Annotated in this window: 16 protein-coding genes; 10 read left to right on the top strand and 6 right to left on the bottom strand. The window is 37.0% G+C overall.

What is annotated here, in order from left to right; genetic code table 11:
* Nucleotides 1-117: 117 nt before the first annotated feature.
* Nucleotides 118-1,074 (top strand): hypothetical protein, encoded by a 957-nt coding sequence (locus MP477_RS19785; RefSeq protein WP_257191757.1) that lies wholly within the window; start codon nt 118-120, stop codon nt 1,072-1,074.
* 114 nt (nt 1,075-1,188) lie between these two features.
* On the opposite strand, the gene dnaK is transcribed toward MP477_RS19785, so the two are convergent.
* Nucleotides 1,189-3,090 (bottom strand): molecular chaperone DnaK, encoded by a 1,902-nt coding sequence (dnaK, locus tag MP477_RS19790; RefSeq protein ID WP_209804968.1) that lies wholly within the window; start codon nt 3,088-3,090, stop codon nt 1,189-1,191.
* Nucleotides 3,091-3,482: 392 nt separating this feature from the next.
* Here dnaK and ppk1 point away from each other — a divergent pair, with 392 nt between their 5' ends.
* The 5 genes from ppk1 to MP477_RS19815 all read left to right on the top strand — a co-directional run bounded on the left by ppk1 (nt 3,483) and on the right by MP477_RS19815 (nt 10,784).
* The gene (gene ppk1 / locus MP477_RS19795) at nt 3,483-5,555 is read left to right on the top strand and encodes a polyphosphate kinase 1 (protein WP_257191758.1); all 2,073 of its coding nucleotides are present in this window, start codon (nt 3,483-3,485) and stop codon (nt 5,553-5,555) included.
* Nucleotides 5,552-6,436: an exopolyphosphatase gene (locus MP477_RS19800; RefSeq protein ID WP_230037255.1), complete on the top strand. Its 885-nt coding sequence runs from the start codon at nt 5,552-5,554 to the stop codon at nt 6,434-6,436. Before ppk1 ends, MP477_RS19800 begins: the two co-directional genes overlap by 4 nt.
* Before the next feature lie 374 nt (nt 6,437-6,810).
* Nucleotides 6,811-7,464: an NAD-dependent epimerase/dehydratase family protein gene (locus tag MP477_RS19805; RefSeq protein WP_257191759.1), complete on the top strand. Its 654-nt coding sequence runs from the start codon at nt 6,811-6,813 to the stop codon at nt 7,462-7,464.
* Nucleotides 7,461-7,613 (top strand): hypothetical protein, encoded by a 153-nt coding sequence (locus MP477_RS19810; RefSeq protein WP_209804973.1) that lies wholly within the window; start codon nt 7,461-7,463, stop codon nt 7,611-7,613. The genes MP477_RS19805 and MP477_RS19810 overlap by 4 nt, the downstream gene beginning before the upstream one ends.
* 132 nt (nt 7,614-7,745) lie before the next feature.
* Nucleotides 7,746-10,784, top strand: coding sequence for a choice-of-anchor I family protein (locus MP477_RS19815; protein WP_257191760.1), 3,039 nt, complete (start codon nt 7,746-7,748; stop codon nt 10,782-10,784).
* Between the two features lie 167 nt (nt 10,785-10,951).
* Here MP477_RS19815 and MP477_RS19820 read toward each other — a convergent pair whose 3' ends face one another.
* On the bottom strand, nt 10,952-11,200 hold the full coding sequence (locus tag MP477_RS19820) for a NifU family protein (protein WP_002977212.1): 249 nt from the start codon (nt 11,198-11,200) through the stop codon (nt 10,952-10,954).
* Nucleotides 11,201-11,248: 48 nt separating this feature from the next.
* Nucleotides 11,249-12,355 carry an Mrp/NBP35 family ATP-binding protein gene (locus MP477_RS19825; protein WP_257191761.1) on the bottom strand — a complete coding sequence of 369 codons (1,107 nt, stop codon included), beginning with the start codon at nt 12,353-12,355 and terminating at the stop codon, nt 11,249-11,251.
* 147 nt (nt 12,356-12,502) lie between these two features.
* Here MP477_RS19825 and MP477_RS19830 point away from each other — a divergent pair, with 147 nt between their 5' ends.
* A complete protein-coding gene (locus MP477_RS19830; protein ID WP_257191762.1) occupies nt 12,503-12,958 on the top strand; it encodes a hypothetical protein in 456 nt (151 codons plus the stop codon).
* 152 nt (nt 12,959-13,110) lie between these two features.
* Here the strand turns inward: MP477_RS19830 and MP477_RS19835 are convergent, their stop codons facing one another.
* Nucleotides 13,111-15,453 carry a TonB-dependent receptor domain-containing protein gene (locus MP477_RS19835; protein ID WP_257191763.1) on the bottom strand — a complete coding sequence of 781 codons (2,343 nt, stop codon included), beginning with the start codon at nt 15,451-15,453 and terminating at the stop codon, nt 13,111-13,113.
* A gap of 95 nt (nt 15,454-15,548) precedes the next feature.
* On the opposite strand from MP477_RS19835, the gene MP477_RS19840 reads away from it, so the two are divergent.
* The gene (locus tag MP477_RS19840; RefSeq protein WP_257191764.1) at nt 15,549-18,350 is read left to right on the top strand and encodes a GH92 family glycosyl hydrolase; all 2,802 of its coding nucleotides are present in this window, start codon (nt 15,549-15,551) and stop codon (nt 18,348-18,350) included.
* A gap of 118 nt (nt 18,351-18,468) precedes the next feature.
* Here MP477_RS19840 and MP477_RS19845 read toward each other — a convergent pair whose 3' ends face one another.
* Nucleotides 18,469-19,191, bottom strand: coding sequence for a phytanoyl-CoA dioxygenase family protein (locus MP477_RS19845; RefSeq protein ID WP_257191765.1), 723 nt, complete (start codon nt 19,189-19,191; stop codon nt 18,469-18,471).
* A 10-nt stretch (nt 19,192-19,201) separates the two neighbouring features.
* Nucleotides 19,202-20,452 (bottom strand): dicarboxylate/amino acid:cation symporter, encoded by a 1,251-nt coding sequence (locus MP477_RS19850; RefSeq protein ID WP_230037274.1) that lies wholly within the window; start codon nt 20,450-20,452, stop codon nt 19,202-19,204.
* A gap of 651 nt (nt 20,453-21,103) precedes the next feature.
* On the opposite strand from MP477_RS19850, the gene MP477_RS19855 reads away from it, so the two are divergent.
* Together MP477_RS19855 and MP477_RS19860 are read left to right on the top strand one after the other, a co-directional pair.
* Nucleotides 21,104-21,946 (top strand): hypothetical protein, encoded by an 843-nt coding sequence (locus MP477_RS19855; protein WP_257191766.1) that lies wholly within the window; start codon nt 21,104-21,106, stop codon nt 21,944-21,946.
* 10 nt (nt 21,947-21,956) lie between these two features.
* A complete protein-coding gene (locus MP477_RS19860; RefSeq protein ID WP_257191767.1) occupies nt 21,957-22,799 on the top strand; it encodes a hypothetical protein in 843 nt (280 codons plus the stop codon).
* The last annotated feature ends 1 nt before the right edge of the window (nt 22,800 follow it).

Genomic DNA, 22,800 nt, shown 5'->3' on the forward strand with positions numbered 1-22,800 from the left:
TAAAAGGGGTTGCTACCTCATAGCTAAAATACTATGAAAAAAAATTATTTAAGATCTCTATATATAGGGGTCACAGTATTATCTATTGTTTCCTGTTCGCGAACTGACAGTACTGGCATGTTAGAAAATGAAAAACCTATTAGCTCTAAAAATGCTGGAAATAAAACAGAAAAGGAATTGCTAGCTAGAGGTTGGACATTGGTAAAAGAAATTGATTTGATGCCTGACCTCAAAAAAAGTCTTAAAATTTCCACATCCGCAAAATCTATGGAACAATCGGACATCAAAATTCCTTTTACAGAAAAATTCTTATCACAAATGGGGTGGGATTTGAGCGATACTAACAATGGCAGGGCTGAGATACAAGAAATCATAAAACAGCTGAAATCTTTAACCCCCGGAGGTGAAAATCCTAATCCTGATGCCGTACTTTTTACCCGTGATTTTGCTTTGAATCGTAAGAATATTAAAGAAGAAAAAAACTGGTGGAAAGCAGACACTTATGTAAAGTTAGGAAAACCGGAACTTGTAGCTAATCCTAATCAGTTGGAATTACCTGATGAAGTTTTTTCAACAGAAGTAATGAATAGCAGTAATGAAGACAGTGAAATTACGGTAACCTATTCTTATAAAACAGGTTATAAATACACTTGGAATACAAAATATTCAGGTAGCCTGAAAACCTCTGTAACTTATAAAGCAGGTGTTCCATTAGTTCTTGAAGGGCAAGTTACTGTAGAATGGATAGTGGGTGGAGAGAAGTCTTGGGGAGAAGATACTACAAACGAAAAAACCTTAACCAGCTCCTATAAAACAAAGATACCTGCTAATAGTAAAAAAAGCATTAAAGTATTTACAAAGATGCAAAGCTCGGAAGTGAATTACACAGTTCCAATAACTGTAAATGGTACTTATGTTTTATGTACACCGGGCTATAGGTATGAAATAAATAACAGTGATATCACCAAAGGTTTACTAAGAGATAGTTCTATTCCAATGGATGAGAAAGGAATCATAAAAACTATCGCCAATTCAACTGTTAAAATATTAGAATCACCTGCTGTAAAATTATAAATTCCGAATAAAGAATTGGTGATCTCTATTAGTTGATCACTCTTCCGGAATAGAGACATTCTGAAACTAAAAACCCCCAAGTAAAAACTGGGGGTTTATTATATATTTAAAAAATTATTTTACTTCTTCGAAGTCTGCATCCTGTACATCTTCACCTCCTGCATTGTTACCTCCAGGATTTTGAGCTCCTGCTCCTGCATCAGCACCCGGCTGTTGACCTGCGGCATACAATTCTTCAGAAGCTGCCATCCATGCTGCATCTAAAGCTTCAGTTTTAGCTTTTACATCATCAACATTTTTAGCTTCAAAAGCTGTTTTCAATTCTGTGTGAGCTGCTTCGATAGCTGCCTTTTTATCAGCAGAAAGCTTTTCACCGAATTCTTTCAATTGCTTTTCAGTCTGGAAGATCAATCCGTCTGCTTTGTTGAAGATTTCAACTTCCTCTTTTTTCTTGGCATCCGCTGCAGAGTTCTCCTGAGCTTCTTTTTTCATTCTTTCAATTTCCTCATCAGAAAGACCTGAAGAAGCCTGAATTTTGATAGTCTGCTCTTTACCTGTTCCTTTATCTTTAGCAGATACACTTAAGATACCGTTGGCATCAATATCGAAAGTTACTTCAATTTGAGGAACTCCTCTTGGTGCTGGTGGAATATCTGTAAGATCAAATCTACCGATTTCTTTGTTGTCGTTGAACATAGATCTTTCTCCCTGTCCTACTCTGATGCTTACCGCTGGCTGATTGTCAGAAGCTGTAGAGAACACCTCAGATTTTTTAGTTGGGATTGTAGTATTCGCTTCAATTAATTTAGTGAATACAGAACCCATAGTTTCAATACCTAAAGAAAGTGGTGTAACGTCAAGAAGTAATACGTCTTTTACGTCTCCCGTCAATACACCTCCCTGGATAGCTGCACCAATAGCAACAACCTCATCCGGGTTAACACCTTTAGATGGTTTTTTACCGAAGAATTTTTCTACTTCTTCCTGGATAATAGGGATTCTTGTAGAACCTCCTACCAAGATTACTTCGTCAATATCAGAAGTTGATAAACCTGCATCTTTTAATGCTTTAGCAACCGGCTCCATAGATCTTCTTACTAAATCAGCAGATAACTGCTCAAATTTAGCTTTAGTTAAAGACTTCACTAAGTGTTTAGGACCTGTAGCTGTAGCTGTGATGTATGGTAAGTTGATTTCAGTCTGAGCAGAAGAAGATAACTCAACTTTTGCTTTTTCAGCAGCTTCTTTCAATCTTTGAAGAGCAATAGCATCAGTTTTTAAATCTACACCTTCCTCAGCTTTGAACTCATCAGCCATCCAGTTGATGATCACATCATCAAAGTCATCACCTCCTAAGTGAGTATCTCCGTTTGTAGACAATACTTCAAATACACCGTCTCCCAAATCAAGGATAGAGATATCGAAAGTACCACCACCAAGATCATATACTGCGATTTTCTGATCTTTATGGTTTTTATCAAGACCATAAGCTAACGCTGCAGCTGTAGGCTCATTGATAATTCTTTCTACTTTAAGACCTGCAATTTCACCAGCCTCTTTAGTAGCCTGTCTTTGCGCGTCATTGAAGTAGGCAGGAACAGTAATTACCGCTCTTGTTACTTCTTGTCCAAGGTAATCTTCAGCAGTTTTCTTCATTTTCTGAAGCGTCATTGCAGAAATTTCCTGTGGAGTATATTCTCTATCGTCAATTTTTACTTTTACCGTATCGTTTGGTCCGCTTACTACTTCATAGGGTACTCTTGAAATTTCTTTAGCATCTTCTTTAAAATGAGTTCCGATAAATCTTTTGATAGAGTATACAGTTTTCTTTGGATTCGTTACAGCCTGTCTTTTTGCAGGATCACCTACTTTTCTTTCACCATCTTCTGTAAATGCTACAATAGAAGGTGTTGTTCTTTTACCTTCTGCATTTGGGATAACAACAGGGTCTTTACCCTCCATAACAGCAACACAAGAGTTGGTTGTACCTAAGTCAATTCCAATTATTTTACTCATAATATTTTATTTTTTCTAATTTTTAAGTTTAATTTATACTCTCAATTTCTCAATATCTGTACCATTCAAAGAATTATGACAAAATGACACAATAAAAATAAAAACCCCGGTATATCGAGGTTTTCTATAGATTAATATGGAAATTTTTTCAGCTAAACAGCAGCCAATCTCCCCGGATCTGTGAAGGAAAATTTAAAATATAACCTATTATATTCATGAAATTTAATTATTATAAAATAAAAATATATTGATTCACGATCATCTACAGATAATTATTATCAACCAAAAAGCAATAATTCACTCTTCTTTAAAAATTAATCAAAGTTTAACCTTATAAATAGAGCCAGAAACTTTACGAATTATTATTTTTGATAAATTATATACATTTAAGAATGTCATTACACTTTAATCCGCGAGATATTACATGGCTTGCCTTCAATGAAAGAGTTTTACAGGAAGCTATGGATGAGAAAGTTCCTCTTCATTTAAGAATACGTTTCCTCGGAATTTTTTCCAACAACCTGGATGAATTCTTCAGAGTACGTGTTGCCGGATTAAAGCGTGCCATGGATTTTAAGGAAAAAGTGATCGCTGAATCTTTCTATCAGCCCCCTTCCAAAATTCTTCAGCACATTAATGATATTGTAATGAGGCATCAGTTGAATTTTGACAAAACCTGGAAAAAAATTCAGGCAGAGATGGCTGATCATAAAGTTTTCATTAAAAATTCTAAAAATCTGACCGCAAAGCAAAAAGAATTTGTCAGAAACTATTTTGATGAAGTGGTAGAATCTAATGTAATTCCTATTTTGCTTCATGAAAACACTCCCATGCCTTATTTGAGGGACAAAAGCCTTTATCTGGGTGTTGCCATGAGAAAAAAAGACTGGCAGTATTCCAGCAATTATGCCATTATTGAAATACCTTCCCGCTTTGTCGGAAGATTTGTACTCCTTCCTACCGAAGATCCTGAAGAGAAAAATGTAATGCTGCTGGAAGATGTCATCACGTTCAATCTACCTCACATTTTCTCTTATTTTGGCTATGATGAATTTGCAGCCAATGCCTTTAAAGTTACAAAAGATGCTGAATTGGACCTGGATAATGACATCCGTACCAACTTTGCAGAAAAAATAGAAAAAGGTCTCAAAAACAGAAGAAAAGGAAAACCCACCCGTTTTGTTTTTGATAAAGATATGGATAAGGCCCTGCTGGAGCTCCTGATCAGAAAGCTTAACCTTACTAAAAAAGACAGTATTATTCCGGGAGGAAAAATCCATAACTTCAAGCATTTCATGGACTTTCCTGATGTTTTTGAAACCTATGAAAGACCGGTAGAAAGAACTTCTTTTACCCATCAGGCTTTTGAACATGGAGAACGAGTGACAGATGTTATTTTAAAAGACGATGTCCTTCTCAGCTTCCCTTATCATAAATACAATCCGGTAATCGATCTTCTGCGTGAAGCCGCAATGGACCCGGATGTAAAATCTATACAGATCACCGCCTACCGCATGGCAAGCAGCTCCAAAATCATTAATGCCCTGATCTATGCTGCAAGAAATGGCAAAGAAGTAACGGTCATGCTGGAGCTTCAGGCAAGATTTGATGAAGAATCCAATCTGAAATGGAAGGATATGCTGGAACCTGAAGGAATTACAGTACTGGTAGGACTTCCGAACAAAAAGGTTCATGCCAAGCTTTGTGTCATCAAAAAAAGAGCCCACAATAAAACCATCCAATATGGATTTGTCAGCACTGGAAATTTCAATGAAAAAACAGCAAAAATCTACGGAGACCATTTATTGCTGACCGCTGACCGTGGCATTATGGCAGACATTAATAAAGTATTCAGTGTATTGAAAAAACCAAAAGATGATTATCTCCCGGTACTGAAAACCTGCAAAAATTTATTGGTTTGCCCACAATTTATGCGTGAAAAGATTGTTCATCATATTGATAAAGAAATTGAAGAAGCTAAAGCAGGAAGAAGAGCCGAAATTATTGTTAAAGCCAATTCTCTCAGCGACAGATCCCTGATCGAAAAACTGTATGATGCCGCAAAGGCAGGAGTGGTTACAAGGCTCATCGTAAGAGGAATCTACTGCGCCGTTAACCAAAAAGATTTTAAAGAAAAAATAAAAGCGATAAGTATCGTTGATGAATATCTGGAACATGCCAGAGTAATGTATTTCTATAATAAAGGGAGTGAAGATATATATATTTCCTCTGCAGACTGGATGACCAGAAATCTTGATTACAGAATTGAGGCTGCAGCCAGAATTACAGACAAAAACCTTAAAAAAGAATTAAAAGACATATTGAATATTCAGCTTAGTGACAATGTAAAGGCAAGGATTTTAGATAAGAAACTGAGCAATGAATATGTAAGAAATGACAAGAAAGAATGCCGTTCTCAAATAGAAACCTATAAATATTTAAAAGCTAAAACCAATAAAAAATGAAGATCGCAGCGATAGACATAGGAAGTAATGCAGCCCGACTTCTTATTAATGAAGTAAAAATAAATAATAGAAAACCTGAATTCATTAAGCTCAACCTTTTGAGAATCCCTCTGAGATTGGGGATGGATGTTTTCACTATTGGAAAAATAGGCAGCGAAAGAGAGAAAATGGTCATTGATGCCATGAAGATTTTTAGCGACCTTATGAATATCTATAAAGTAGACCATTACAGGGCCTGTGCTACAAGTGCCATGCGTGATGCAGCAAACGGTAATGAAATCATCAGACAGGTTCAGGAAACATCAGGAATCAATATAGAAATTATTTCCGGAGATGAAGAAGCTACCCTGATTTATGAGAACCATGTAGCTGAAGGGCTTGATAAAGATTTTGCCTATCTATACATTGATGTAGGCGGAGGTTCTACAGAACTTACCTTCTACGAAAACGGTAAAATGCTCTATGAAAGATCCTTCAATATCGGGACAATCCGCCTGCTCAATAATCTGGTCACCGCAGACAACTGGAAAGAGATGAAAGAGGAGATCAAAAAAAATATTATCAGTAAAAAGCCGATTGTGGCTATAGGTTCAGGAGGAAATATCAACAAGATTTTCTCCATGAGCAAAACAAAAGAAGGCAAACCAATGTCTTTATCTCATCTTAAAAAGGTATATAAGGAATTTAATGAACTTTCAGTAGATGAAAGGATGACAAACTACAGCCTGAGAGAAGACAGAGCAGATGTTTTAGTTCCTGCCCTGCGTATTTTCAATAATATAATGTCCTGGTCAGATATCAATAGGATTTTCGTTCCTAAGATTTCTGTGGCCGATGGATTGATCCAGAATATATACAGCCAGTTACAGCATAAAAAATAATTTCACAGCATAATATTTGAAAACCGGGCTCTATTGGTCCGGTTTTTCTTTTTTCAGAAGCTATTTCCTGCTTTCCGCTGTATCTTTTTCTGCAGCCACTTTACAGCCATTCCGGAAAAAGGATGCCGCTGCAATCAGGGCTGGGAATGTTTATTTATTATCTAAAATTAAGTTTTGGCTGAAGCCAGAGGAGATATGTTTCCAGATGAAAGCGGACTAAAGTCCGCTCCTATTGAATTTTAACAACAATATCTTTACTCTTTACTCTTTACTCTTTACTCTTTATTACTTATTTTTTATTCTTTAAATTAAAATCCCTAACTTTAAAGTAATTCCTATCTCTCATTCGTCTTACAACTATCAATAGCAATACAATGACTCCGATCAAAATAATTCTTACAGGAGCTACCGGAATGGTAGGTGAAGGTGTTTTAATGGAATGCCTGGAAAACCCGAACGTTTCTGAAATATTGAGCATAAGCAGAAAACCTTCAGGAAAGCAGCATTCAAAACTAAAGGAATATCTTGTTTCTGACTTTTTGTCAATAGATATCAATGATGAAAAACTGAAAGGCTATGACGCCTGTTTTTTCTGTGCCGGTATCAGCAGCGTTGGAATGAGCGAGGAAGATTATACTAAAATTACCTACGATACCACCCTGCATATAGCAAAAGCTGTCCTGAATCAAAATCCGGAAATGGTCTTTAATTATGTTTCAGGAGCTCAGACTGATAATACGGAAAGTGGAAAAATGATGTGGGCAAGAGTGAAAGGGAAAACAGAAAATGCTTTAAAAAAGATGAATTTTAAAGATGCCTACAACTTTCGTCCCGGTTTTATGAAACCTGTTGAAGGCCAATTGAATGTAAAATGGTTTTTCAAACCTTTTATTTGGTTTTTTCCTGTTTTTTTACCGTCAAAATCATTATCTTTACACGAAGTGGGAAGAGCAATGATCAATGTTGTACAAAAAGGATACCCAACTTCCACTTTAGAGATTAGAGATATTAAAAATTTAGCGATATGAGAGACATGTTAAAAAGAATTGTTCTGGTTATTTTTGTACTCTTACTCCTGACTGCAGTTTCAGGATTTTTCTATATGCAGCAACACCCTCTGGAAGGAAGTAAATCCGGAAGTATTCTCAATTTTTCCGGTCAGTCTGTCAATAAATAATTCCATGATTTATTAACCTCTATCATATATTCAATATTTTACAAACCTATTTTTTAAACATTTCTTAAAATTCCCTTAAGATAGTTGACAAACATAAAGTTCATTTTTGCATTTATCTAATAAAAGTAAAAAATGATCAACAACTACTTATTAAAAGGATCTGTCATTGCCGCATTCTTCTTTCAAAGCGGGCTTTTCGGACAGACCCTTATTCATTACTGGAATTTTAATAACAATGCTTCTGCAGCTTCCATCACTACACCTTCTTCCACACTGGCTAACGGCTCACTGAATGCTTTGGCGGGTGGCAGCAGTGTCATAGATTTTGCAAATGGTACAGGACAAAACTTCGATATTGGTAATCTGAATGCCAGAAATGGGGATCTCTCCGGAACTCATTTAAGATTTAATAACCCTATTGGGGGTGCATTACAATTTAACCTTCCTACAACAGGGTATGACAATGTGAATATAAAATTCACGACAAGAAGATCAGGCCAGGGAGCAGGAACACAGGCATGGTCTTATTCTACAGATGGAACTATCTTTACCCCCTATCAGACTGTAAATCCTCAGGATGCCAATCCACAGCTCATTAGTTTTGATTTCTCAGCGGTAGCAGGTGTTTCCAATAACCCGAATTTTAAATTAAAAGTTGAATTCTCTGCAACAGGAGGAGGAACAGGCGGAAACAACCGTTTTGATAATTTTACTGTAGATGCAACTTCAACAGGAGGTGTTGACACTACTCCTCCCACAGTCACGTATTTCCCTACAAACAACACAAATAATGCTTCTACAACTGTTCACCCTACTATTTCTTTTAATGAAAATGTAAGACTGGCAGATAATTCCGCGATTAACGATTCTAATGCACAAAACCTGGTAGAGCTTCGTCTGGGAAACTCTACTGGTACACAAGTTCCCTTTAGTACAGCTTTCAGCAACAATATCATCACCATCATCCCAACTTCCGGCTTAGTGCCGGGGCAGACTTATTATGCAGCGCTTACACCTAATACCATTGAAGATTTCAGTGATAATGGAGTTACATCAGCGACTTCCAGCACCTTTACAGCTGCCGGAACTACAATTTCATTGGATAAGAATTTCATAAAAGTCAATGAAAATACAGGAAACCTGGCGTTCAAAATTAACGTAGCCAACCCCTCAACGGCGACAGTTAATTTAGTTGTTAAGCCTGCCCCATTCAGCACAGCTGACAGCAATGATTTTAGTTTAGCCAACCAGACCATCACTATTACACCTTCCACAACAAGTTATACTGTCAATATTCCTATTATTGATGATGCAACGGAAGAACAGCAGGCAGAATATTTTGTTGTAAGCCTCGAAAATCCAACCGGAGCAACCATTTCGGGAGATCATTCTGCAACAGTTTATATTATAGACAATGATAAACCGGCCCCGGCTCCGTCTAATCAGATACAGCTGAATTATATCGGAAGTTTTGATCCTTCAGGAAATAATAACAGTTCCACAGAAATTGTAGTTCACGATCCTTCCACACAGCGTTTATTTACAATCAGCTCTATTACAGATGTGTTTGATATTATTGATTTCAGTAATCCTTCCACTCCCTCGGTTATCAAAACAGTCAATATGGCTCCCTATGGCGGAATTACAAGTATCGCCGTGAAAAACGGAATCATAGCTGCATCATCTCCAAATACCAATCCGCAACAGAACGGTTCCGTAGTGTTTTTTGATAATAACGGAAATTTCCTGAAGCAAGTTACTGTAGGAGCTTTACCAGATATGATTACCTTCACTCCCGACGGAACAAAGGTGATTACGGCTAATGAAGGAGAGCCAAATGATGCTTACACCATAGATCCTGAGGGCACCATAAGCATCATTGATATTTCAGGAGGAATTGGTAACCTTACGCAAACTCAAGTGGCTACTCTTAATTTCAACAGTTTTGATGCTCAGGTTTCAGCCTTAGCAGCAACCGGATTAAGAAAAGTAAGAACCAACAATACCCTTTCTCAGGATTTAGAGCCTGAATATGTCACCGTAAGTGCAGACAGTCAAAAAGCCTGGGTAACGCTTCAGGAAAACAATGCCATTGCAGAAATTGACCTTACCACCCAATCTATTACAGGGATTTGGGGATTGGGCAAAAAAGATATGAGCCTCCCGGGTAATGGCTTTGATGCCTCCGATAATAATGGAGAAGTATTAATTGCCAACTGGCCCGTAAAAGCTTATTACACTCCTGATGCTGTACAGAACTATAAAGTAGGAAATACCCATTATATTGTAACAGCCAACGAAGGGGATGAAAAAGATCTTTCAGGATACAGCGAAAGAACTACTGTAGGTGCTAATAATTATACTTTAGATCCTGCTATTTTTCCTCAGGCCGCTCTATTAAAAGCTACTCATAATTTGGGTAGATTTAGGGTTTCATCGGCTACTGGAAATACAGATGGAGATACAGATTTTGAAGAAATCTCAGCATTAGGGGCACGTTCATTCTCTATTTTCAATACAGATACAAAACAAAGAGCTTATGACAGTGGAGATCAGTTTGAAAGATATATTGCCGCCCATTATCCATTGCTTTTCAATGTTGATAATGAATCCAATGCCGTTAAAAACAGAAGCCGTGCAAAAGGTCCGGAACCGGAAGGGGTAGCCTTAGGAACAATCAACGGACAAACCTTTGCCTTCATTACGCTGGAAAGAACAGGAGGAGTAATGGTTTATAATATTACAGATCCTGACAACCCTACTTTTACAGATTATAAGCATTCCCGTTCTACTTCTGCCTATGGTGGAGATAACGGACCTGAAGGTATTATCTATATCGCTCCTGAAAATATGACAATCCATAAAGGCTATGTTATTGTTGCCAATGAGATCAGTGGTACCTTATCTATCTATGAAGTAGGCCTATCACCCACTCTGGGAACCGGCGAAATAAAATCTGAAACAGCAACATTCAATGTATTCCCCAATCCTGTAAACAAAGGAAATATTCTTTACTTTAACAGAAAACAGGATTATGAGCTGTATGATATGTCAGGAAAGCTGATCGGAAAAGAAAAGAATGCCTTAACCATCAGCACTTCCGGTCTTTCTACAGGAGCTTACCTTGTGAAAACTTCTGAAGGACATCTTAAGAGAATTATTGTAAAGTAATTTACATTTATTATTGAATTCAAAAGCTCCGGAAATACCTGGAGCTTTTACTTTTATACTTAAAAATTAATGTAAATAATTCATATGACAAACCTGCTTTATATCAACCAATAAAAAAGACAGACCTTAAAAAAAGATCTGTCTTAAAAATATCTCCGATGTAGTTTTTACTCTACGTTGATTACTTTTTCAATTTCCGGGGCATGCTGTTTAATGGTATTTTCAACGCCTAATTTAAGGGTTGAAAAATTCAATGAACATCCGGAACAGTTACCTAAAAGTTTCACAAAAACCTGGTTATCTTTCACATCAATAAGCTCAATATCACCTCCGTCCTTATTCAAAAACGGCCTGATGCTTTCCAGAGCTTCCATTACTCGTGTTACTGTATCTTCGTGCGTTATATTTGTTTCCATATTTTTTCAGTTCAATTCGGTTTTTTCAAATGTAATTGAAAGTTATTATTATTTTGCTTTGGGTGAGCATCCTGCCATTGTGGTAATCTTTACCGCTTCAGTAGGAGGAATATTCTTATTTCTTTCTACTAAGCTTTCAACCATTTTTCTTGCCGTTTCTGTATAGATTTCTGCAATTTTAGAGCCCTCCTGAAGCGCTGCAGGTCTTCCTACATCTCCGGCTTCTCTGATACTCTGGATCAAAGGAATTTCTCCCAATACAGGAATTCCAAGATCTTCAGCAAGATACTGTGCTCCCTGGTTTCCAAAGATATAGTATTTATTCTCAGGAAGTTCATCCGGTGTAAAATACGCCATATTTTCTATTAATCCAAGAACAGGAATATTAATACTTTCCATCTGGAACATCGCAATACCTTTTCTTACATCTGCCAGTGCAACATGCTGAGGTGTACTTACAATCACCGCTCCTGTAACAGGAACTTCCTGGATAATTGATAAGTGAATATCACCAGTTCCCGGAGGAAGATCTATTAATAAGAAATCCAATTCTCCCCATGCAGCATCTCTGATCATCTGGTTCAATGCTTTTGAAGCCATAGGACCTCTCCATACAACGGCCTGATTAGCTCCTGAGAAATATCCTATAGAAAGCATTTTCACACCATAATTTTCAATAGGTTTCATCATGCTTTTACCACCTACATCTACAGAAATTGGTTTTGCTCCTTCTGTATCGAACATGGTAGGTACTGATGGCCCATAAATATCAGCATCCAGCAATCCTACCTTAAAGCCCATTTTAGCCAATGTTACTGCCATATTTGCAGCAACAGTAGATTTCCCTACTCCTCCTTTTCCGGAAGCAATAGCGATAATATTTTGAATCCCGGGAATTTGTTTTCCTTTGATCTGACTTTGCTGAATTTCACTAGGCTCCGGAGAAACGATTTTAAGTTTTAAATGAACATTTTCTCCAAACTCACTCGCAAAAGCCTGCTTCATTGCAGCCTCCAGTTTTTTCTTTTCATGCATTGCAGGCGAATGAGCGGTCATGTCAATATAAACATCTTCACCCATAATCTGAAAATTATTCACTAAATCGTCTACTTCTATTTCTTTAAGGAAATTCTGAACCTTTTCTTTCGTCAACATATAAATATAAATTGTTTACAAATTTACGGATTTTTTCGGTAATTTAGAATCAATAAAATCTATAATATCAGGTGATAAATCAGATGATTAAAAATTTGTTTGTCCTTTTTTTTATTCAGACTTTTTATCCTTCACACAAAATAATGTATGAGAAATACTGCTTACCCATCCAAATATGCTTCTCCCAAAGGAATTTTCAACGTTGGAAAGACCAGGTTCAAATGGTATGACCTTGCCGGAAACCTTTCAGAAATTTCTTCTCAAGACATCCGGAATGCCCAGCTCGCGATAGAAAATGCCGAAGAAAATTTTCAGAACATAGATGACCTTGGCTTTGTCATCATGCACCGGTGTGGTGAAAACTACCTTCTTTTGGTCTGCACATGGCGAAGTGAAAATGAATTATGGGAAAGTGTATACCATGACGGCTCAGGAACATTTGAAATCTGGGACAGAAATAAAACCCATCTTCCCACTTACTGTGTCTGGGAAATGGGAATTGTATATTATGAATCCCAGGCATGGAAAAAATATCTGGGAACAGAAAGAAAAGAGAATGATCAGGAGCTATATCTTCAGGATTTCTTTGAGGGAGAAGTCTAAAAATTTACTACGGAATTTTTTGAAAGCTATTTCTGCTAACCTTATGCTAAACCTTATAGGTTTTGGAACCTATAAGGTTTGAATTTAAAAGAATATCCAATAATTTTCAGCCATCAAGTCCAATAATAACTGTCTTTTTCAAGATTTCTTTCCTAATTCGCTCTGTTCTTTTCATCAAAATTCACATTACGGCTGGCTCCTTTTACCTTTTTATTTCCAAAAGTATAGGTAGCCGATACTGTCAGTCTTCTGGCATCGTAATAATTATTATAAGAATGGGTTCCTGTTGTATAATAAATTTTGCCAACACTTTTTCCCTGCTTAAAAATATCGGAAACCATTACATTTATCTGAAGGTTCCTTTCCATAAGGCTCAACTTAAGACCCGACGTAAAATTTCCGGCAAAATCCATATATACATTCCCTGAATTTGAAGGTAACCGGAACCAATAATTGAGAATCAGCTGAATGGTTTTGTTCTTATTAAGTGATAGAGTATTCTGAACATCGAAATCATAGCTGTTTCCTTTTCTGGAAACGGCATCGGTTGCAAAAACATCCGTATTCATATAAGAATAATTAGCTGAATAATTAGCTTCCCATCTTTTGAAAAAAGTATCTGAATAGTTGAGTGAAATTCCCATACTGTTCTGATTGTAGTAGTTTTCAAAAGTACTGATCCTGTTTTCATTTTTCAGGTTGGCCAGCTGACCAAACGCTTCCAGAGTTCTTTGGAAATAAGCAGATGCTGAAAGTTTTCCCTTGTAGACATAGGAAAATTCAAAATTATGATTGATAGAAGGCTTCAGAAAAGGATTTCCGGTAAAGTAAGAATTGATATTGATGTACCAGCGGTATGGATTGATCGCCCGGAATCCAGGCCTGTTGATCCTTTTGGAATAATTAAGATTGAAGGTATGGTTTTCATTACTTTTATAGGTAACATAAGCTGTTGGGAAGAATTTCCCATAAGCATTCCCGGTCTGCTGTCCTGAGGTTAAAGAATTTCCATTAACAACAGAGTATTCATAGCGGAGACCTGCTTTTGCAGACCATTTTTCATTGAATGATTTTTCAAAGCTGATATAGGCTGCATAATTTTTCTCATTATATTCAAACTGATTGCTTTTTAGTGGATCTGTCACATAATTTCCATTGATAAGATTCTGATAAGATATATTGGAATTATTATCAAAATTAGTGAACTTCACTCCTGTTTCGGTTTTTGCAAACTGATAGGGTAAGGTAAGATCAGCCTGCCCGGAATAGATTTTATAATTTACTGTTGAAGGAGATTTTACCACAAAACGGTCTCCCAGACTCTCCGTTGTTGTAAAATCAATGGTCGTTTCAGGAACATTGGAAAAATAATTTCCTGTAATGCTCAGCTTATGATCCTGTTTTCCGAACTTCAGATCATAATAGGCACTTGCTGTATGCTGCTTCCCTGTTGCTCTGTGTTCTGCATAGGTAAGCAGTGTATTCGTATAGTTGTCATTCTGAAAATAGTTCGACGTATTGGTGATATTCATATTGGAGTGGCCGAATCCATAATCATAGATAAAGCCTACATTAGACTTATTACTCAACTGATAATCAACACTTAAGTTAGCGCCTAGCCCGTCACCAAAATCCTTTCTGTTATCATTACTTTTAAGACCATCTGCTCCTTCTATCCAGTAGTTTTCGTATGAATGTTTGTCATATTTATTCTGTCTTAATTTCAATGAAGAACGTAACTTCTCGTTCTGGTAATTGACCGTTACACTATTGGAAGTTCCCGTATAAGTTTGCTGCTGAAGACTTGTTGTAAGGCTCCCACTCCATCCCAGACTTTGATTCTTCTTTAACACAATATTGATCATTCCGCTGTTTCCCTGTGCTTCATATTTTGCAGGCGGCGACGTAATAACTTCTATTTTTTCGATATTTTCAGAACGAAGGCTCTTAAGATAGGTCACAAGCTCAGTAGGTGAAAAATTCAGTATCCTGTCGTTCACCATTACTGACACTCCACTTTTTCCAACAATGGAAACTCCTGTATTATCATCTATTTTAACCAATGGTGTGGTTGCAAGGGCATCTGCCCCATCCATTCCCTGTGAGGCAACGGAATTGGCAACATTGAAAACCAGTCGGTCAGCCTTTCTCTCAATCAGTTTTTTTCTGGCGGTAAGACTAATCCCTTCAATCTGTTTTTCTTTCTTTTTTTCAATAAAAAAATCCTGTTTCAGGTCTCCATTTACCGTAATATCCTTATTGAATACTTCCACACCCTCTTGTATAAGCTGTATGTGGTAATTTCCTTTCTCCAAAAGCTTCAGTGAATAATTTCCTTTTTCATCCGAAATGACAGTCTGTTTCTTCTCACTTTTGGCAGCTACCACTTCAACGTAGGAAACGTCATTTCCGGTTTGTGTGATCTTCCCGGTTATACTTTGTGAAAAAGCAATTGCCGGAAGCAGGAGTATTCCTGACAGAAATATTTTCTTCATGAATTATTATCGTTTTTTATAGGACAAGCTATACCCTTCTTTTATTACATCTGTTTTACCGTTTTTCAATATATTCGCTATTATAAAATTAGAATATGAAAAAAAGGCTCATCACGTTTTCTTTATTTATGACCCAGCTTATTTCCGCTCAGAACTATTCACAGTATGTCAATCCGTTTATAGGAACGGGAGGTCATGGCCATACTTTCCCGGGCGCTATAGTTCCTTTCGGGATGGTACAGCTTTCTCCGGATACCAGAATAGACGGAAGCTGGGACGGATGCAGCGGATATCATTATTCGGATTCGGTGATCTATGGTTTTTCCCATACTCACCTGAATGGTACAGGAGTTTCTGATTACGGAGATATTATGCTCATGCCTACAATGGGCAATCCGAGTCTGGATAGTAAAGACTATTCTTCAAAATTTTCACATAAGAACGAAAAAGCTACTGCCGGATTCTATACTGTAAAATTAGATAAAAACAACATCAACGTTCGCCTTACCACGACCAAAAGAGTGGGTTATCATGAATATACTTTCAATAATGCCGGAAATGCTAATATTATTCTGGATCTCAACCATAGAGACAAGTTACTGGAAGGTGAAGTAAAAATCATTGACAATAAAACCATTGAAGTTTTCAGGAGAAGTGAAGCCTGGGCAACCAATCAGTATATCTACTCCAGAATTGAATTTTCTAAACCTGTGAAAATCTCTAAGAAGGAAGTTAACGGAAAACAGGAAGCCAACCTTTATACCGGAACAAAACTGGCTCTGGCCTTTTCTGCTGATGTTAAAAAAGGAGAAAAAATCAGTATAAAAGTTTCCATTTCCCCTACAGGCTATAAAGGGGCAGAAAAAAACATGCTGGCAGAAGGACAGACGAATGATTTTGAAACAGTAAAAAAACAAGCCGAAACGGATTGGGACAAAGAGCTTTCAAAAATAGAGGTTAAGTCTGATGATAAAAACAAACTCTCTGTTTTTTATACAGCACTGTACCATGTTTTTACACAGCCTAATATCAATATGGATGCGGACGGAAAATACAGAGGCCGTGATAATAAGCTTTATACAGCCAAAGACTTCGATTATTACACCGTATTTTCGCTTTGGGATACCTTCAGGGGAGCACATCCTCTGATGACTTTAATCGACAGAAAGAGAACTGCCGATTTCGTCAATACCTTCGTCAAACAATATGAACAGGGAGGAAAACTTCCTGTATGGGAACTGGCTTCCAATGAAACGGAATGCATGATCGGTTATCATGCTGTTTCTGTAATTGCTGATGCGATGGCTAAAGGAATCCAGGGGTTTGATTACGAAAAAGCCTTTCAGGCGTCTAAAAATTCTGCCATGCTGGATATTTTTGGGTTGAATGCCTACAAGCATAATAATTACATCAGCATCGATGATGAGTCGGAAAGTGTTTCCAAAACGGTAGAATATGCCTATGATGACTGGTGTATTGCTCAAATGGCTAAAATTTTGGGTAAGAAAGAAGATTATCAGTATTTCATGAAACGTTCTCAAAACTGGAAAAACCTTTATAATCCTGCGAACGGATTTATGCAGCCCAGAAAGAATGGAAAATGGTATGAGCCTTTCGATCCGAGAGAGGTCAACAATAATTATACAGAAGGAAATTCATGGCATTATTCTTATTCCGTGCAGCAGGATATTCCGGGTCTTATAGCAGCTCATGGCGGAAAGGAGAAATTTGAAAAGTTCATTGATGCCATATTTGCCGCTCCGGATAAAACAACAGGCAGAGAGCAGGTAGATATTACAGGGTTAATGGGTCAGTATGCTCAGGGAAATGAACCGAGTCATCATATTGCTTATCTCTACAATTTTGTAGATAAACCTGAAAAAACAGATGCTAAAATTAAATACATCCTTGATAATTTCTATAAAAATACACCGGACGGACTTATTGGAAACGAAGACTGCGGTCAGATGAGTGCCTGGTATGTTTTAAGCTCAATGGGAATTTACGCTGTAACCCCGGGATTATCCGAATGGGAAGCCACTACTCCTTATTTTGATGAGGTTACCATTCATCTTGAAGACGGAACTACGAAAAACATTACTAAAAATACAGGTAAGGCAGCACTTAAAAAACTGGGATTTGAAAATGTAAAATCATTTAAAGATTTTAAATATGATCAGATTACAGCTTCCCCGATCATTTCAGCTGACCGTATTTTTGACTTTTCCACAAAGGTTGAGATTACTCCATTACACCCCGGTGATAAAGTGTATTATATGACTATGGATGAAAGTGATGCCAATAAAAGGAAAACATTCATCCCTTATAAAGGACCTTTCTCTATCACGAAGACGACTCAGGTTCTCGCTTATGTCGAGAAAAATGGTGAGAAAAGCTCTGCTACAGTAGCCAATTTTAACAGAAGACCGAATTATTGGGATATCAACATCCTTTCAAAAGCCACTCCTCAGTATACAGCTAATGGAAAACTGGCATTAATTGACGGAATAAGAGGGGATATCAACTGGCGAAAAGGGGAATGGCATGGATATCAGGGGCAGAATTTTGAAGCAATTATTGACTTCCAATCTCCTCAGCAGATCACAAAGCTATCTTCTACCTATCTTCAGGACAGTAAAGCCTGGATCCTGATGCCCAAAAAAGTGGAATATTATGTTTCTATGAATGGTAAAGATTTTATTCTTTTGAAAACAATAGATAATACGATCGATCCTAAAGACGAAAAGATTCAGATACAAGACTTTGCAACGGAAATACTTCCTACCGAAGCCAGATATCTCAAAGTAAAAGCTTATTATTTCGGGAAGCTTCCGGAATGGCATCAGGGAGCCAGTGAAGATGCTTATATCTTTATTGATGAAATCTCTGCAAAATAAAACTATAAAAAGAATTTCTGCTGTTTTTCTGTTACTGAAGACCCTGACAGCGAAGTAGTATACAGTGATTAGAGCTAAAGTAAACCCCTCTCAAGAATTTGAAGAGGGGTTGTTTTTATCAATTCATTCTTTCAGACCATTGCAGGACTTCCGGAAGTTCTATGTCAGAAAATTCTATGTGTATCACTCTTCTTTTCCTTCCGTTGGTTGTCCTGTTGGAACCGTGAAGGGTAAGAGGTTTCATAATCATAATCCCCCCTTTTTCCACATTGCCTATTTCTTCAGTTTCTACATTCCAATCAATTGTTTCAGGTCTGTAAATTCCTTTGGAATGGGATTTTGGAACCACTTTTAGGGCTCCGTTATTTTCATCCGTATCATCCAGATGAATCCTGAGGGTATAGATATTTTCTAAAATATTCAACGGAGGCTGAACGGCAAACTGATTTTGTTTTGTAGTCCAGGGTCCAAACCCCTGTAATTCCAGTTTTTTATCCACAGAAATAGTAAGGTCCTGATGATAGGCTACGTACCAGTTGGAGGTTTCAGGTTTATCAAAATAAATGCTTTTTACCACAAAGTATTTTCCGCCAAAGATTTCCTTAATTACTCTTTTAATATTGTCATTAAAGATGAGGTCTTTAATTTCCGGAAGTTCCTTTAAAAACTGTCTTATGGCAAACAGGTCTTCAGATTTTCTGAAGTTCTCTCTTGAGGTGTCTATGTTGTTGAGAACATTGATTATTTCGCCAACTTCCTCCTCTGAAAAAACAGTGTTGATAACAGTAAAGCCATATTCAAGAATATGGCTTTTATATATTTCTAAGTTTTTTAAACTCATTGATCAGCTTTTAAATTTTATCTAACGGCTCAGTTAGCTGTCCTTCCCACTTAGAGACTGCAGAAGTAGCCAATGTATTTCCTAATACGTTTGTCATACTTCTTCCCATATCACAAAAGTGATCAATTGGCAGAATTAGGGCAATCCCTTCCGGTGGGATACCAAACATGGAGCAGGTAGCCACAATAATCACCAGTGAAGCTCTTGGAACACCGGCAATTCCTTTTGAAGTAAGCATTAATACCAACAGCATCGTGATCTGCTGTCCCAGTGTCATTTCGATTCCATAGATCTGTGCAATGAAGATAGAGGCAAATGTCATATACATCATACTTCCATCCAGATTAAAAGAATATCCTAAAGGCAGAATAAAAGATACTACTCTGCTGTTACATCCGAATTTTTCAAGCTCTTCCACCAATTTTGGAAATACAGCTTCTGAACTTGTGGTAGAAAACGCGATCAATAAAGGCTCTTTAATTCTTTTCAACAAATCGAAAAGACGGTTTCCTAAGATCAGATATCCTACCAGTAAAAGAACCAGCCATAGAACTCCTAATGCAAAGAAGAAGTCTCTTAAGTAAATAGCATAGACTTTAAATATTTCAAATCCATTGGTAGCCACTACTGCTGCAATAGCTCCTAATACTCCAAAAGGAGCAAACCACATGATATATCCTACCATTTTAAGGATAGCGTGGGCAATAATATCGAAAAGTTTAACTACAGGCTGAGCATATTCTTCGCCCAGATTGGCCAAAGCCACTCCAAACATAATAGCAAATACTACAATCTGCAATACTTCATTGGTTGCAAAAGCTTCGAATAAACTTTTAGGAATCATATGTTTCACAAAGTCTTCCATAGAAAAACTTTTACTGCTTTTCAGAAGGTCTTCAGCAGAAGCAACGTCCTGGATAGGCAGCTTTGTAACATGCCCCGGTTCCAGCCAGTTTACCAGCATCAACCCTATAAAAAGGGAAACCAGAGAAGCAGAAATAAACCAAAGCATGGCTTTTGTTCCTACCCTTCCAATCATTTTGATATCACTCATTTTGGCTATCCCAACAACCAGAGTGGTAAATACCAGTGGTGCAATGATCATCTGTACCAATCTGATAAAAACAGTTCCCAATAATTTTATATTCTTGGAAAAAGGCTCCGCACTTTCCGGATATTTTACATGTACTATTCCTCCAATTCCTACTCCCAGGATAAGTGCAATGATAATTGCTATAAAAAGTTTATTCTGTCCTTTCATATATAGTTCAATTTGCGCAAATATAATGGTTTTTCAGTTGGCATAAGATTTTCTTCAAAACGGATTAATTTTTGGCTAGGATTTTAATAACCTGCCGGGTATTCAGAAAATAAAAAAATGAAAAGATGACTGACCATGTATTCTATTAATTATCAATAAATTAAAAAGAACTTTACTTGCAGCACTTAAATCTATCAGCGTCTCGAAATATATCGATTCGCTATTTTTTGATTGACTGCAAAAAATCATCAGTTTTGCATAAAATCTATTATAAAACAATTAGAACCCAACGTTTGCATTGATAAGATTCTAAAAACACATTAATTTATAAGAAATTAAATTTATTATGATGAGTATCATATCTGACTTTAAGAGTATGCTGTACAATTAATTTTTAACCTTTAAACTTTGCGTATTCCCTCTAATGCAATAGTTTAAAGGTACTGCATCAATTAAATCAAAATATTATTCATCAGATTTAATGTACATTTTTTGATTTTAAAACCAGTTTATAAAATTTTTAAAATAAACTGGTTTATAAGTAATGATTAACAACCTATTAAATTTAATTAATTACTTCAAATTTTACACAAGAATATGGAAAAAAAAACACGCAAAATATTGCTACTTCCCTTTTGTTTTTTTATAAATGTGTTTAATGCACAAATTGGTATAGGAACAAATAACCCACAAGGAATTTTTCATGTAGACGGAGCCAAGGATAATCCAACTTCAGGAATACCAACACCCACACAGCTTTCTAATGATATTATCATAAATAAAGCAACAGGTTTTATTGGAGCTGGAGTTCTTACTCCTCAGGTTCAACTAGATATGAGATCAGCGGCAAATGAAAATTCTCTGGGTATAGGTACTACCACTATGCTGGCAAGCGCAGCAGGTGCAGGTGCCGTACGCTATGATGTAAATAATACACCAGTAGGAGCCAAAATTGAAGTGTCTGATGGTACGGTGTGGCATAAAGCTTATGTAGCTCCTCAAAAGGCAGTGATAGTGGTTCGTAAGATTGCAAGCCAATCAATACCAACAGCTTCGGCAACCACTATCATTAACTGGAATGAGGTACGTGACATGAGTAATAGCTTTAATCCCAGTTCAGGAGAATTTACTGCTCCCCGTAGTGGAACCTATACTTTTTTACTAACATTTAATTTTAACGGTACTGTTATTACTGATGGTTCCAGAGTAGAATCCCAGTTTTATAATCCTGCTACAAGCACCGTTCTGGCGAGTGTCTATAAAACTTTCGGTCAATCTATGACCGGTTCATCTGATGATGCTAATGCTACACGCTCCACACAGGCTGGAGGATCAAGTACTGTTACTCTTACGTTGGATGCAGGGACCAGGGTGAGTGTCAGATTATATCAAAACCTTTCCTCAAGTGCGATTCCCCTTAGAGTAACAACTGACTCTTCAAATCCCGCAAATCCAGATGATGGGTTTAATAATTTAACAATAATAGAACATTAAGATATAGAGTATGAAAATCAATATAATATATAAATTATTCACTTGTGCTTTACTTTTCTCTATAATTAAAATAAGTGCACAGGTAGGTTTTTTTATTCCGAATCCTACACAACCGTTACATATTGACGCAGGAAAAGATGATGGCTCTGCACCTGATGCCACAAAAATATCTAATGACATCGTTGTTACATCAACAGGGCAGTTAGGTGTTGGCCTTTTAAATCCGGTTACTAAAGTTGATCTTCGATCTGCGGGTAACGAGAGAATTATTGGCCTGGGCACTAATACCCAAAGCCCTGCTGCAGCAGGTGGTGGGGCCATACGTTACAATACTGGTGGATTTTTAGAGTATTCTGATGGTGAGCAATGGATAGCATTACCACTTACTCCTCCCACTAAGGCCCTTGTAAATGCTAATAAAAGCACTACCCAGAGCATTCCAACTTCTACATCAACAGTGATTACCGGTTGGGCAGAAACAGTTGATCTAGGTGCTGGTACCGGTGGAGATTTCGATCCTTCCAGCGGAATTTTCAAAGCTCCACGCGATGGGTTCTATTTGGTTTCTTTTAGCATCACATTGGCTAATGGGAATATCCCTAAAAATACATTTATAGAAACGGCAATAGAAAGCAGCCAAAGCTCTAATAATATTCCGGTATTTAAAACAATAAATTCTTATCCTGCTTTTCAGGCTGGTGCAGTAAGTAATTATATAAGTGGAAATTGTAATGCTATTTTCAATCTTAAGAAAGATGATACTATAAAGTTTAGCGTAAGGCATACTATTGGCAGCGCGCGAAACACACTAAATGACAGCAAATTGAATAATTTAAGCATCAGCGAATTATAAA

The organism is Chryseobacterium sp. WG23 (genome assembly GCF_024586575.1).
Classification (GTDB): domain Bacteria; phylum Bacteroidota; class Bacteroidia; order Flavobacteriales; family Weeksellaceae; genus Chryseobacterium.

What these genes read in the sequence shown, in the direction of transcription:
- MP477_RS19825 (WP_257191761.1), bottom strand. Translation starts at nt 12,355, where the DNA reads ATGTTGACGAAAGAAAAGGTTCAGAATTTCCTTAAAGAAATAGAAGTA.
- MP477_RS19805 (WP_257191759.1), top strand. Translation starts at nt 6,811, where the DNA reads ATGACTCCGATCAAAATAATTCTTACAGGAGCTACCGGAATGGTAGGT.
- MP477_RS19850 (WP_230037274.1), bottom strand. Translation starts at nt 20,452, where the DNA reads ATGAAAGGACAGAATAAACTTTTTATAGCAATTATCATTGCACTTATC.
- MP477_RS19820 (WP_002977212.1), bottom strand. Translation starts at nt 11,200, where the DNA reads ATGGAAACAAATATAACGCACGAAGATACAGTAACACGAGTAATGGAA.
- MP477_RS19840 (WP_257191764.1), top strand. Translation starts at nt 15,549, where the DNA reads ATGAAAAAAAGGCTCATCACGTTTTCTTTATTTATGACCCAGCTTATT.
- MP477_RS19835 (WP_257191763.1), bottom strand. Translation starts at nt 15,453, where the DNA reads ATGAAGAAAATATTTCTGTCAGGAATACTCCTGCTTCCGGCAATTGCT.
- MP477_RS19845 (WP_257191765.1), bottom strand. Translation starts at nt 19,191, where the DNA reads ATGAGTTTAAAAAACTTAGAAATATATAAAAGCCATATTCTTGAATAT.
- dnaK (WP_209804968.1), bottom strand. Translation starts at nt 3,090, where the DNA reads ATGAGTAAAATAATTGGAATTGACTTAGGTACAACCAACTCTTGTGTT.
- MP477_RS19785 (WP_257191757.1), top strand. Translation starts at nt 118, where the DNA reads ATGTTAGAAAATGAAAAACCTATTAGCTCTAAAAATGCTGGAAATAAA.
- MP477_RS19815 (WP_257191760.1), top strand. Translation starts at nt 7,746, where the DNA reads ATGATCAACAACTACTTATTAAAAGGATCTGTCATTGCCGCATTCTTC.
- MP477_RS19860 (WP_257191767.1), top strand. Translation starts at nt 21,957, where the DNA reads ATGAAAATCAATATAATATATAAATTATTCACTTGTGCTTTACTTTTC.
- MP477_RS19810 (WP_209804973.1), top strand. Translation starts at nt 7,461, where the DNA reads ATGAGAGACATGTTAAAAAGAATTGTTCTGGTTATTTTTGTACTCTTA.
- ppk1 (WP_257191758.1), top strand. Translation starts at nt 3,483, where the DNA reads ATGTCATTACACTTTAATCCGCGAGATATTACATGGCTTGCCTTCAAT.
- MP477_RS19830 (WP_257191762.1), top strand. Translation starts at nt 12,503, where the DNA reads ATGAGAAATACTGCTTACCCATCCAAATATGCTTCTCCCAAAGGAATT.
- MP477_RS19800 (WP_230037255.1), top strand. Translation starts at nt 5,552, where the DNA reads ATGAAGATCGCAGCGATAGACATAGGAAGTAATGCAGCCCGACTTCTT.